General features: G+C 48.8%; 11 protein-coding genes. 8 read left to right on the top strand and 3 right to left on the bottom strand.

The window, feature by feature from the left end:
• Position 1: 1 nt before the first annotated feature.
• Complete coding sequence (locus DHAF_RS09715; protein WP_011461141.1) at positions 2-835, top strand: dimethyl sulfoxide reductase anchor subunit family protein; 834 nt, start codon at positions 2-4, stop codon at positions 833-835.
• A gap of 89 nt (positions 836-924) precedes the next feature.
• On the opposite strand, the gene DHAF_RS09710 is transcribed toward DHAF_RS09715, so the two are convergent.
• Positions 925-1134 (bottom strand): type II toxin-antitoxin system HicB family antitoxin, encoded by a 210-nt coding sequence (locus DHAF_RS09710; protein WP_005813809.1) that lies wholly within the window; start codon positions 1132-1134, stop codon positions 925-927.
• The gene (locus tag DHAF_RS09705) at positions 1127-1351 is read right to left on the bottom strand and encodes a type II toxin-antitoxin system HicA family toxin (RefSeq protein ID WP_049769570.1); all 225 of its coding nucleotides are present in this window, start codon (positions 1349-1351) and stop codon (positions 1127-1129) included. The genes DHAF_RS09710 and DHAF_RS09705 overlap by 8 nt, the downstream gene beginning before the upstream one ends.
• Before the next feature lie 164 nt (positions 1352-1515).
• Between DHAF_RS09705 and DHAF_RS09700 the strand changes: the two genes are divergently transcribed.
• A complete protein-coding gene (locus tag DHAF_RS09700) occupies positions 1516-2760 on the top strand; it encodes an IS4-like element ISDha3 family transposase (RefSeq protein WP_011458871.1) in 1245 nt (414 codons plus the stop codon).
• A gap of 209 nt (positions 2761-2969) precedes the next feature.
• Here DHAF_RS09700 and DHAF_RS09695 read toward each other — a convergent pair whose 3' ends face one another.
• The gene (locus tag DHAF_RS09695) at positions 2970-4322 is read right to left on the bottom strand and encodes an IS4-like element ISDha5 family transposase (RefSeq protein WP_005808317.1); all 1353 of its coding nucleotides are present in this window, start codon (positions 4320-4322) and stop codon (positions 2970-2972) included.
• Between the two features lie 705 nt (positions 4323-5027).
• Here DHAF_RS09695 and DHAF_RS09690 point away from each other — a divergent pair.
• From DHAF_RS09690 to DHAF_RS09665, 6 genes are all read left to right on the top strand, one after another.
• Positions 5028-7604 (top strand): molybdopterin-dependent oxidoreductase, encoded by a 2577-nt coding sequence (locus tag DHAF_RS09690; protein WP_015943764.1) that lies wholly within the window; start codon positions 5028-5030, stop codon positions 7602-7604.
• Between the two features lie 19 nt (positions 7605-7623).
• On the top strand, positions 7624-8199 hold the full coding sequence (locus tag DHAF_RS09685) for a 4Fe-4S dicluster domain-containing protein (protein ID WP_011461140.1): 576 nt from the start codon (positions 7624-7626) through the stop codon (positions 8197-8199).
• A 2-nt stretch (positions 8200-8201) separates the two neighbouring features.
• Positions 8202-9035 carry a dimethyl sulfoxide reductase anchor subunit family protein gene (locus DHAF_RS09680; RefSeq protein WP_011461143.1) on the top strand — a complete coding sequence of 278 codons (834 nt, stop codon included), beginning with the start codon at positions 8202-8204 and terminating at the stop codon, positions 9033-9035.
• A gap of 442 nt (positions 9036-9477) precedes the next feature.
• Positions 9478-10461, top strand: a complete 984-nt coding sequence (locus DHAF_RS09675; RefSeq protein WP_011461144.1) for an ABC transporter substrate-binding protein — start codon at positions 9478-9480, stop codon at positions 10459-10461.
• Between the two features lie 35 nt (positions 10462-10496).
• Positions 10497-11396 carry an ABC transporter permease gene (locus tag DHAF_RS09670; RefSeq protein WP_011461145.1) on the top strand — a complete coding sequence of 300 codons (900 nt, stop codon included), beginning with the start codon at positions 10497-10499 and terminating at the stop codon, positions 11394-11396.
• Positions 11389-12183 carry an ABC transporter ATP-binding protein gene (locus tag DHAF_RS09665; protein ID WP_005808997.1) on the top strand — a complete coding sequence of 265 codons (795 nt, stop codon included), beginning with the start codon at positions 11389-11391 and terminating at the stop codon, positions 12181-12183. The genes DHAF_RS09670 and DHAF_RS09665 overlap by 8 nt, the downstream gene beginning before the upstream one ends.
• Positions 12184-12270 lie beyond the last annotated feature (87 nt).

The raw sequence follows: 12270 nt of genomic DNA, 5'->3' as shown, positions 1-12270 counted from the left end.
TATGGGCGAAACCAGTTTATTGATCTTTTCCTTCTGCATGCAAGCCGCCATTGGGATCATGTTCTTTATCACCATCAGCAAACAGCTTTACCAGGATAAGACCTTTAAAACAGCTTCCTATGCTGCCGCAGGGTTGAGTCTCGTCGGCATTCTGGCCTCCCTGCTGCATCTGGGCCGACCCATGGCTTTCTTAAATTCCCTCTCTCATCTGGGCACATCCTGGTTAAGCAATGAAGCCCTTTTATGCGGCTTCTTCGCCGGCATCGCCGTCCTCTATGCCCTGGTGCAGCACTTTAAGCCTGGCAACGCCAGCCTGGATCTGCTCCTGCGCTGGGGAGGCAGTCTGGTCGGTCTGGTCGCCGTCTTCTCTATGGGGAAACTCTATTCCTCCACCACGGTGCCGGTCTGGCAGGGAGCCAATACCTTCATCGATTTCTATACCACGACCCTTGCCATCGGTGCTCTGCTCTTTATCGCCACCAGCCTCAAGGAATTGCAGAGTGTGGATAAAAAGATCTACGGAGCCATTGTCCTGGCTGCAGTGATCTTTCAGGCCGTCTCTGCCGTTCCCCATGCCTTAAGTTTAGGTAAGGCAGGCATGGCTGCCCAAACCAGCGCAGCCATCTTAAGCAGCATGACCATGGTTATCGCCCTCAAATGGCTGCTGATCCTGGGGGGCGCGGTGCTCCTCTTCTGGCCCTCCAAGCAAAAGTCCGGCAGCGGCTTTAAAGCCGGTCATGTTTATCTGGCCTGTGCTCTCCTGGTCTTTGGCGAACTGATTGGGCGGTATGTCTTTTATGCGGCGATTGTGACCACAACCATCGGCATTACCTGATCATCCTGATTACCCTGATCATCGTGCCCAAGTAAACGATAAGGCCCTTGACCTTCCCGGCAGGAAGTGTCAAGGGCCTTATCTTGATCTTATGCAAATAATAATCTCCCTTTGGGTTTTGGAATGGTTCTTCCTAAGGATTTTGCAGTTTCTATCCATTCGTTAATAACTATTTCGACATTCCTTAAAACTTCCTGGTGCGTTTTGCCGTCAGCACAACATCCTGGCAATTCCGGCACTTCTGCAATATATGCCTCGTCTTCATCGCTCCAGTAGATGATTATCTCATATTTATGCATCAATACCACCTCCAAGTTTATATTTCAAAATAATTTGTCTTACCTGCTTAACTTGATACGGCTTTGCTTTAGACCCATTTGGTTGAATATTTATAATTTCATCCATGCCGTCTTTATGAAAAATATGATGACTACCGCTAATACGTTCCTTAAAATCAAGGTGTCCCAACACTTTGCAGAGATCAGCAAAATCTATATCTTTACAGTAGCGTTGCATAAAGATAGCAACGAAAAAGTCAAGGTTTAAATTTGCTCATATTTAAGCAAATTTCCTCGAAATCACCGGTTATTCCTAATTATTTCTGTAAACATCATGAAAAAATCCTTATAATAAGAGATAGGGTAGTCCTTGCCCAAATCTCAAATTATAAGGAGATAACAATGCAGGACAAGGATACTACGCAATCCACATTTATGCAAGCCTTTCAGCCGTTTTTTTCGAAAGATCTATGGGAAACTATTCACCGGGAGGTCCCTGGCCTTGACCTTCGGTCTCAAAAACTAACAACCAATCAACTCACTCTCCTCATTAGCCATGCTCAACTTCAAGAATACAGAGCTTTGCGAAAGATCAGTACAAGTGTTCACCATGACAGTTTAGGTCAAGCTATCGGACTCGAAAGCATTAGTCACAGCCAGATTTCCCGAAGGTTAAAGACCTTACCCACTCAAGTTCCGGAAATGCTTTTTAAGGGCACTTTACATAACGTAGCTCAAAAGCAAGGGTATGGGAAGATTCGGCAGCAACTCGGAAAATTGTACATGATTGATGCATCCACCATGAGCCTATGCCTTTCCCGCTACCCCTGGGCAGTCTTTAGAAAGAGCAAAGCCGGTGTCAAAATGCATCTGCGTTTAAGCTTTGATGCAATGGCTGTCCCGGATGAAGTGCTCGTTACCCCGGCCAAGACCGCCGACCGCAAGAAACTGGATGAGCTCATTGTTCAAGACCAAGAGGCTTTGAATATCTTTGATCGGGGTTATGTGGATTATAAGCTCTTTGATGATTACTGTGAAAAGGGAATACGCTTTGTGACTCGTCTCAAAAACAACGCGGTGATAGAGTTTACTGGAGTAGAACGTCCAGTCAAAGAAGATGGGCTCATCGAAGAGGACGTGGATGTCATCTTAGGAGCAGGTTCTCGAAAAATGAAGCATACCCTTCGGGAAGTGACGATAGATGATAACGTCCATGAACCCTTCACCATCCTGACGAATGATTTTAACCTAAGTGCCGAAGAACTCGGTGAGATCTATCGCTATCGCTGGCAGATTGAGTTATTTTTTAAATGGCTCAAGCAGCATGCTCAAATTAAACACTTTTACGGCACGAGTGAGACCGCAGTCATCAACCAAATCCTCCTAGCCCTGATGATGTATTGCTTATTAGTTCTGCTCAAGCTTGAGGCGGGCTATCCAAGAGATTTACTCACTTTGCAGCGACTGCTGATCGCCTGTCTGTTTGAGAGGTATGAAGAGTTTTTGGAGAAGCTGCGACGACGAAGGAGAAAGGGCTCCAAACGAATCCGTTATGAGGAGATCTATAGAATGACGGAGCATTCTATCTTGAAAGAAGAAGAGACCCAATGGCTCGATGATTTAACCTATGACCCAGTGATACTGTAAAGCATATGTGTAAAAATGTGGAATAGGACTGCCTTTTAGGTGAATGTTCCTTTTGGCAGAAGAGAGAGAAAGCAAATGGTTGTATACACCATATAAGGGATTTATGAACAATTGAAATTATGAGGGTTTTTCTATTGACATAAGCTTTTTATTTCAATGCAACGCTACTGATATCTTTATCTTTTGTTCCACATAGTATTTTTAGTAACTCAACTTTCGCACCCCAGTTGAGGGAATAGAGCCTTGATATAACTGGGTAATGCAGCAATCCACTTTTGTAATTGACTGAGTGATTCGTTATTCTCTGGTTTATTGGGTAGTAGATTAAGAACAAACGTCATTAACTGACGTAGTGCTGTTTTCAAGTCTAAATCCATAACCTCATCAGCAAAAAGATAAAAGAGTCCCCCAAGAGAGCGTTCATCATTGTTTTCTCTTCGTTCCCACTCCAGGATGAGGTAACGGGTAAAGACTATGGTTGTGTGACTAACCATCATATCGAAGGATCGGCCCTGAAATTCAGTTCCTAGCTTCAAATGCGATTTGGCCATTTTGAAAAACGTTTCGATACTCCAACGCATCCCGTAAATTCTTACGACTTCAGTAGTTTCTAAGGAAAGATCGGTGGTTAAGATCGCTAACCACTCTCTTCGGTTGTTTCGATTCTGGACGAAAACAACTTTTAAAGCTAAGCCTGAAGGGGTATGAACACGCACTGAACCCAGTATTTCTGCTTTCGGGTTCTTTGGGACTCTCGCGTAGAGCTCTCGTAAACTGAGTGATTTTCCTTCAAAGAGATAACGCTGCTTAAGTTCTTTAACCATTCCAATAACGTGAAGCTCCTTATCCCTTAGCTTTTGCAAAAGTGGAGCATGGGTAAACCAACTATCCATTAGGACGTAATCCGCTGAGAATCCGGCTTTGAGAGCTCGTTCAAGCATTTGAACCACGGTGTCCGGTTTAGGGCTCATCGCTTCCAGGCGACGCTTATAGCCTACGGAGCGTTTGTCTAAGTCCTCTCTCATTTCACAAAGACGATTTTTAGCTTTTGCAGAACTCATCAATGTAAAATCAAGGGGTGCGAAGCTGAACCCGTCAGACCAGCCCAAGGTTAGTAAGGTGTAACCGCGAACAAAGCGGCCCGAAACATGGTCAAACACTCGGGCTAAGAGTTCAACTTTCTTGCTTCGTTCGCGCTCCATTACAGAATCATCTACGATAAAAACACGGATACGCTGCGCAGAGGTGAGCTTTTCAAAGCGTCCGACCATCTTGAGGCTGAGTAACTGGTAAAAACGCCTCCAGTTATACCGAGAGTCATTGAGAAACCGATAAACAACATCTTTACCTGGAAGAGATTCTGCCCGGCTTCCTTCTAACAGCCGAAACAGATTTCGACCTTGAAAAACGAGTTGGAAAATGATTTGGAAGACAACGAAGCTTGAAACCCCATAGGACTTGCGGATCCCAGCGGCTCGAAGCAGCTGACTAAGCTTAAGGGAAGAAAAAATTAAAGAAAGCTGATTTTGATGCTGTTCAGGCAGAGAGTTGTGTTGTAACATGGAGATACGCACCTTTCTGTTTTGGAAATTATGGTTGTTTGGTCACTTCCATTTTACCAATTCGAAAGGTGTTTTTCTGTCAATGAACAAAATATTTTTAGCCTAATCCAGTAGTAGACTGAGTTTGAACAGATTTTCGCGCTGCGAAAGTTGAGTTAGTAATATCTTTTCGAATTGACCCATCTGCCCGATCCTCCTACATGACCATTATACCAGTTTTCTGTAATACAATATAAGAAGTATCTTACATATACTTCGTTGTATTTACAGTATTTCCCTCTTGGTTATCTACTGGACAGTAAAAAGTTCTAAAACTTTAAGAAGCGAGAGCATTGTGCACAAAGCTAGCCCTATCCTGCCTGGATTGAAGCGTTGCTGCATAAGCCTCACTCCCTTCTTCATAATATTTCCATTCTATTATACCATTTTCTAACTCTGATATCATCTTTTTTGCCGGTCAACGGGATTCAACAGCAAACTACGCAACAGATCATCCTCCTTCACCCCACTTCGGGCCAAAATGCAATTTTAATACTATGTTAATGATTAATAATAATTGGTTAAGATTTTACTGCTATAATTTAGTTAGTCGGACTTTTCACATACTATATCGTGCGATACCTACATAAAGAAAGGAGGCCACATTCATTCAGTCTATTTAGTAAAATCTTTCACTATTTTGTAATTTTAAGGGAGGCTTAACAGATGGATTTCATTGACAAAATCACAGGTGCTAAATTAAGCCGGCGCTCCTTCATTTTAGCCAGTGCCGCCGCCACAGCCAGCCTATCTCTTGCCGGCTGCGGCAGCAGCTTAACCCAGGCCACAGCCGATCAAGCCGCCGGCAAAGAAGGCAAATGGATCACCGCCGCCTGCTGGCATAACTGCGGCGGACGATGTCTTAACAAGGCCTATGTGGTGGATGGGGTGGTCATCCGGCAAAAAACCGACGACACCCACCCGGACAGCCCGGACTATCCGCAACAACGGGCCTGCGTGCGGGGACGGGCTCAACGGCAGCAGGTTTTTGGCGCTGACCGTCTGAAGTATCCGATGAAGAGGAAGAACTGGGAACCGGGCGGAGGCAAGAAAGAGCTCCGGGGTCAGGACGAATGGGTGCGGGTATCCTGGGATGAAGCCCTGGATGCCATTGCCGGAGAAATAAAAAGAATCAAAGCGGAAAAGGATAACCGTTCACTTTTTGCCGATGGCGGCCCCGTCTCCAAGGTTTTGGCTTTATACGGGGGATATGTGCCCCATTGGGGAACCACATCCCGGGGTAACTGGACTTATACTCCCGATGTCATCGGTTACAGCCCGGAGTCCAATTCGGGGATCAATGACAGGTTGGATATGCGCAACTGTGATACCGTTATTATGTTTGGCCTCAATCCGGCCTGGAGTTCCGCCGGCAATCCCGCCTATAATTTCCTTCAGGTGAAAAAGGCCGGGGCCGAGTTTATTGCGGTTGATCCTTATTATAACGATACTTATGGCCTGCTGGAGGCGGATTGGATTCCCTGCCGGCCTGTTACGGATACGGCACTGCTTCTGGGAGTTGCCTATACTTTACTGGAAGAAGACGATCCGGTCCACAATCCTTTAATTGACTGGGAATTCCTGAAAAAGAACACCCTCGGTTTTGATGCTGAGAGTATGCCGGAAGGCACCAACCCCCAAGACAATTTTAAAGATTATGTTCTCGGCACCTATGACGGTATCCCCAAAAATGCAGAATGGGCTGCCGAAATCAGCGGCGTCGCTCCGGACAGGATCCGCTATCTGGCCCGGGCCATGAACAAGAATAAAAAAGTAGCCATTTTAACCGGCTGGGCCTCTGCCAGAACTCAAAATACGGATAATCTGCCTCAGCTCTTTATGACCATCGGAGCCATGACCGGACATCTGGGAAAATCCGGCCATATGTGCGGAATCAGTTGCCACAGCCGCTCCAGTAACGGGGGCGACATGCTGGTAAAACCCGGCTCCAATAAATTGCCTTCAATTAAAAACCCAGTTGACGACAGCTTTAATGATACGGAAATGTGGCGGGCGATTGTCGACGGCAAATATAACTGGACAGGTCATCAGAAGTATTATAAAGGGGAAACACGGGATATTGATATCCGCCTGATTTATCACGACAGCGGTGCGGCCTTGCAATCCAGAGACGGGATGACCAAAGGTATTGAAGCTCACCGCAAAGTGGATTTGGTCGTCAGTCACGGTCAGTTCCTCACCACCAACGCCAAGTATTCCGACTTTGTCCTCCCCGTCACCACGGAATGGGAAAAAATCGGCGGGTTTTTAACCGGTAATCGAGAAATGGTGATTATGTATTCCCAAATCACCGAACCCATGTATGAATGTCAAAGTGACGAATGGATTGCCATCGAACTGGCCAAACGCTTAGGGATCGATCCGGATCAAGCTTTTCCCATCGATGCCAAACAACAGTTTTTCAATCAGATTGCCGGTGCAACCACCACCCATGAAGACGGGATAAGCAAAATCCCCATGGTCACCATCACGGAGGCCGATATTGCCGAATGGGGTGTTCAGGGCAAGCCTCAGGAAGGACGGATTGGTTTAAAAGAGTTCCAGGAAAAGGGTATTTTCCAAGTTGAACGAAAACCGGGAGACAACTATGGCTTTATCGCCTTTAAAGAATTCAGAGATGACCCGGCAGCCAATCCCCGCCCCAATTCAGCCAGCGGTAAGATGGAAATCTACTCTCAAGTGCTGGGAGATACCATCAATAACCTGGGCTATAGTGAGATCAAGCCCATACCCACTCATATTCCCCCTGTGGAAGGCTATGAGGCAACCTTTAAAGACTGGCAGGGCAAAATCAAAGGCGACTATCCTTACCAGGTGATCAATCCCCACTACCTCCGCCGCTCCCACACCGTCTTCGACAATGTGCAGTGGCTCAGAGAAACCTGGCCCAATCCGGTCTACATCAGCACCCAGGATGCCAAGGAAAAAGGGCTTGCCGATGGGGATACGGTCTTACTAACCAGCCAGCACGGCAAAACCCTGCGCACCGCCTGCCTTACCGATCGCTTTATGCCCGGCGTCATTGGTCTGCCCCATGGCTCCTGGGTCGATATGGATGAAAAAACCGGCATCGATACCGGAGGAGCGGACAATATTCTCTGCGGACCGGTCTCCACCGGCCAAGGGGTCTCCGGCTGGAACAGCTGCGTCTGCAATATGGAGAAATATTCCGGCGCCTCCCTAATCGCCGATGTGCAAAAACCCCAGCGGATTATTCTCTAAGAAAGGAGCGTGAAGGATTATGAGTCAATACGGATTCTATTTTGATATGACCTCTTGCATCGGCTGCCGCACCTGTCAGGTGTCCTGCAAGGATAAAAACGATCTGAACGTGGGAACGATCTTCCGTCAGGTCAAAGCCTTTGAAACCGGTTCCTATCCAAAGCCAGGGATTTTTCACTATTCCGGCACCTGCAATCACTGCGAAAACCCCAAATGTGTCGAGGGCTGTCCCACCCAAGCCCTGCACAAGCTGGAAAACGGCATTGTGGATCATGATAAAGCCAAGTGCATCGGCTGCCGCTACTGTACCTGGAACTGTCCTTACGGCGTCCCCCAATTCATCCCCGAACTGGGACAAATCAGCAAATGCAATATGTGCAAGGATCTCATCGAAGCAGGGGAAAACCCTGTCTGCGTGGATGCCTGCCCCATGCGCGCCTTAGAATGGGGAGACTTAGAGGAGCTCAAGGCCAAACACGGGGACAGTGTCCAGGAACTCCCCTTCCTGCCTGCTGCGGCGGTCACCAAGCCCGCTCTGCTGATTCAAGCCAAAAACAACGCCAAGCAAAATGATTTCAAAGCAAAGGAGATCTAACTATGGGCGAAACCAGTTTATTGATCTTTTCCTTCTGCATGCAAGCCGCCATTGGGATCATGTTCTTTATCACCATCAGCAAACAGCTTTACCAGGATAAGACCTTTAAAACAGCTTCCTATGCTGCCGCAGGGTTGAGTCTCGCCGGCATTCTGGCCTCCCTGCTGCATCTGGGCCGACCCATGGCTTTCTTAAATTCCCTCTCTCATCTGGGCACATCCTGGTTAAGCAATGAAGCCCTTTTATGCGGCTTCTTCGCCGGCATCGCCGTCCTCTATGCCCTGGTGCAGCACTTTAAGCCTGGCAACGCCAGCCTGGATCTGCTCCTGCGCTGGGGAGGCAGTCTGGTCGGTCTGGTCGCCGTCTTCTCCATGGGGAAACTCTATTCCTCCACCACGGTTCCGGTCTGGCAGGGAGCCAATACCTTTATCGATTTCTATACCACGACCCTTGCCATCGGCGCTCTGCTCTTTATCGCCGCCAGCCTCAAGGAACTGCAGAATGTGGATAAAAAGATCTACGGAGCCATTGTCCTGGCTGCAGTGATCTTTCAGGCCGTCTCTGCCGTTCCCCACGCTTTAAGTTTAGGTAAGGCGGGTATGGCTGCCCAAACCAGCGCAGCCATCTTAAGCAGCATGACCATGGTCATCGCCCTCAAATGGCTGCTGGTCCTGGGGGGCGCGGTGCTCCTCTTCTGGCCCTCCAAGCAAAAGTCCGGCAGCGGCTTTAAAGCCGGTCATGTCTATCTGGCCTGTGCTCTCCTGGTCTTTGGCGAACTGATTGGGCGGTATGTCTTCTATGCGGCGATTGTAACCACAACCATCGGCATAACCTGAGCATTGTGAGCATCGTGCCAAAAAATCGAAACCACTTTATTTTCTTCCGTCTGTCCACAAAAAAACCTTGACAAAAGAATCCGCCCCATGATACTTTATTAAAAACCGTTGATGTAGAGATCAAACCGTGAAGCGCACTTACAGAGAGCCGGGAGGGCTGGAAACCCGGCAGAAAGCGGTACGGCAAATGGACTACAGAGGGCGCATGGAACGAAAGCCTGGGCTTTTTAGTATGATGCGACGCAGGCCAGCGTTATGAGGCAGGAGTGTGTTGGCACTCTGGAAGAGTTGGGTGATAGTAGTCTATTACCAAGCAAGGTGGCACCGCAGGTATAAGCCTGTCCTTGATTACGGGTATCCGTATCATGGGCAGGCTTTTTTGCATATTCCCGACACCTTCTGATCTCAAAAAACCAACAAAAAGAGGAGAGGAAGATAAATCATGAAAAAAACACTGGCAAAAATCCTTACTTTAATGCTGCTTCTGGCTGCTGCCGGCTGCAGTGCGGAAACCACCCCCAAAAACAGTGACTCGGCCAATGCCATCCAGGTCGGTTTAGTCCAGCTGGCCGATAATGGTGCCTTCACGGACATGCGGGAAGGATTTATCGACAAGCTGCGGGAGCTGGGGTATACGGAAGAACAATTGGTCATCGACTACAAAAACGCCAATGGGGACACAGCAACCCTGAATTCCATCTTTCAAACCATGGTGGATGCTCAAAAAGACCTGATCGTGACCATCGGAACCCCCGCAACTCAGGCCATTGTCAATATGGACAGCGGCATTCCCGTGTTTTTCATCTCCGTTTCCAACCCAGTAGGGGCTAAAGTCATTACGGATATGTCCACACCGGATAAACATGCCACCGGCACCTCCAACGCCATCCCGGTCAGCGAAATGTTCAAGCTCTCTGATCAGCTGACACCTGACCGCCAAACTTACGGGTTGATTTACAATACCGGTGAAGTCAATGCCGTAACCACCATTGAACAGGCTAAAAACTATCTGGACTCCGTCGGCTTAAACTATAAAGAAGCTATCGTCACCTCTTCCTCCGAAGTTCAGCAGGCCGCCGAGTCTTTGGTCGGCAGTGTGGATGCCTTCTTCATTCCCAATGACAGCATGGTGCAAAGTGCTATGCCCCAGGTTGCTGAAATTGCCAAGCAGGCCAAGCTGCCTGTCTACGGAAGTTCTGCCGTCATGGTCCAATCCGGCGCCTTTGCCACAGTCAGCATCGATGACATCACTATCGGCGGCATCACAGCCGAAATGGCAGTGAAGTTCTTAAAGGGCACGCCAATTGAACAGATTCCGGCCATTACAGTGTCCGACTTTACCACTGTCATTAACCAATCCACCGCGGACGCTATCGGCGTGACCATTCCCCAGGATATACTAAGCCATGCCGCCATCATCGAATAACCACCCTGACACATATTCTCACAGGAGGTAGGATTATGACTTTGCTTCTCGGCTCCGTCCAGCTCGGATTAATCTACGGCATGCTGGCTCTTGGCATCTATATTTCCTTCCGCATCCTCAACATTCCGGATCTTACCGCCGATGGGAGCTTCACTCTCGGACTCTCTGTGTCCGCTGTCATGACCCTGGCCGGCCACCCTTTTCTCGGTATTCTGCTGGCTGTTGCCGCCGGGGCTGCCGCGGGAACCGTAACCGGGCTGCTGCAGACCAAACTGGAGATCCATCCCATCCTTGCCGGAATTATTACCATGAGCAGCTTGTACAGTATTAATCTCTATATTCTCGGGAGCCGCTCCAACCTTTCCCTGATCGGCAGTGACAGCCTCTTCAGTCCCCTGGCCTGGCTTCCGGCCAACAAGGAAGTATTGAAGACCCTGGTCCCCTTTATCGTTTGCTTTCTTTGTGCCGCCGCTCTGATTTGGTTTTTCAAAACCCATCTCGGCCTCTGCATACGGGCCACCGGGAATAACGAAGACATGGTCAGAGCTTCCTCCATCAATGTGGATGCCATGAAAATCACGGCCATAGCCATTTCCAACGCCTGCATCGGACTGTCCGGCGCCGTCCTTGCCCAGTATCAGGGATATGCCGACATCAGCTCCGGCATTGGCATCATGGTGGTCGGTCTCGCTTCCGCTATCATCGGAGAAGCCATTTTCGGACGGCGTTCTTTGACGATAGGGCTGCTCTCGGCCATCTTCGGCTCTCTTATTTACCGCTTCATCATCGCCGCCGCCCTGAAATCCAGCATTTTCCCCGCCTATATGCTCCGGGTTGTCTCAGCCGTGATCGTGGTGATTGCTTTATCCCTGCCCGTGATTAAAAAACACCTGGAATTACGCAGCATGAGAAAGCAGGTGGAGCAGGATGCTTAAGATCATCAACGCAACCAAAGTCTTTTTAAGCGGCACACCCAACGAGCATATAGCGCTGAATAACATCAGCCTCTCCCTGGCCCAAGGTGAATTTGTGACCCTCATCGGTTCCAACGGTGCCGGAAAATCCACCCTCTTTAACGCCATCGGCGGCACTTTCTGGCTAAACCGCGGCCGGATTTTTCTGGAAGAGGAGAACATCACTTACCTGGCTGAGCATAAACGGGCCGCCATGATCGGACGTTTGTTTCAGGATCCACTGAAGGGAACCGCTCCCGATATGACCATCGAGGAGAATCTGGCCCTGGCTTATAACCGCCAAGGCCGGAATGGTCTGCGCCTAGGCGTGCACCCTCAGGATGTGAAAATCTTCCGTGAGAAAATCGCCCAATTGGATATGGGCCTTGAAAACCGCCTGCGGACCAAGGTAGGACTGCTCTCCGGCGGCCAGCGGCAGGCCCTTTCCCTGCTCATGTCCACCATTGCCGGCCCCCGCCTGCTCCTGCTCGATGAGCATACTGCAGCCCTGGACCCGGCAGCTGCCGAAAAGATCATGGCGATTACCCGGGACATCGTCAGTCAGGAGGGCATCACCACCATGATGATCACCCACAATATCCAGACCGCTCTGACAACCGGCTCGCGAACCATCATGCTGGACCAGGGCAAGATCATCCTGGATCTCGCAGGTGAGGAGCGCAAAGAAATGACGGTTCCCCGTTTGCTGGAATTGTATTCTCAGCAAAGTAAAACCGCCTTCGCTAATGATCGCATGCTGTTAAGTTAAGTTTAAATCCAGTTTATATCTCTTAAGCCTCTTAAGCCTCTTAAGCCTCTTAAACCTTTTAAGCTTTTTAAGTCTGTAAGTCTGTTT

It is taken from the genome of Desulfitobacterium hafniense DCB-2 (genome assembly GCF_000021925.1).
GTDB classification, from domain to species: Bacteria; Bacillota; Desulfitobacteriia; order Desulfitobacteriales; family Desulfitobacteriaceae; genus Desulfitobacterium; species Desulfitobacterium hafniense.
The sequence above is the reverse complement of the archived record's forward strand: the minus strand, read 5'-3'. Positions and strand labels throughout refer to the sequence as shown.

Coding starts and splice junctions, on each gene's coding strand:
- DHAF_RS09680 (WP_011461143.1), top strand. CDS start 8,202: ATGGGCGAAACCAGTTTATTGATCTTTTCCTTCTGCATGCAAGCCGCC.
- DHAF_RS09710 (WP_005813809.1), bottom strand. CDS start 1,134: ATGCATAAATATGAGATAATCATCTACTGGAGCGATGAAGACGAGGCA.
- DHAF_RS09685 (WP_011461140.1), top strand. CDS start 7,624: ATGAGTCAATACGGATTCTATTTTGATATGACCTCTTGCATCGGCTGC.
- DHAF_RS09695 (WP_005808317.1), bottom strand. CDS start 4,322: ATGTTACAACACAACTCTCTGCCTGAACAGCATCAAAATCAGCTTTCT.
- DHAF_RS09665 (WP_005808997.1), top strand. CDS start 11,389: ATGCTTAAGATCATCAACGCAACCAAAGTCTTTTTAAGCGGCACACCC.
- DHAF_RS09705 (WP_049769570.1), bottom strand. CDS start 1,351: ATGCAACGCTACTGTAAAGATATAGATTTTGCTGATCTCTGCAAAGTG.
- DHAF_RS09690 (WP_015943764.1), top strand. CDS start 5,028: ATGGATTTCATTGACAAAATCACAGGTGCTAAATTAAGCCGGCGCTCC.
- DHAF_RS09700 (WP_011458871.1), top strand. CDS start 1,516: ATGCAGGACAAGGATACTACGCAATCCACATTTATGCAAGCCTTTCAG.
- DHAF_RS09715 (WP_011461141.1), top strand. CDS start 2: ATGGGCGAAACCAGTTTATTGATCTTTTCCTTCTGCATGCAAGCCGCC.
- DHAF_RS09670 (WP_011461145.1), top strand. CDS start 10,497: ATGACTTTGCTTCTCGGCTCCGTCCAGCTCGGATTAATCTACGGCATG.
- DHAF_RS09675 (WP_011461144.1), top strand. CDS start 9,478: ATGAAAAAAACACTGGCAAAAATCCTTACTTTAATGCTGCTTCTGGCT.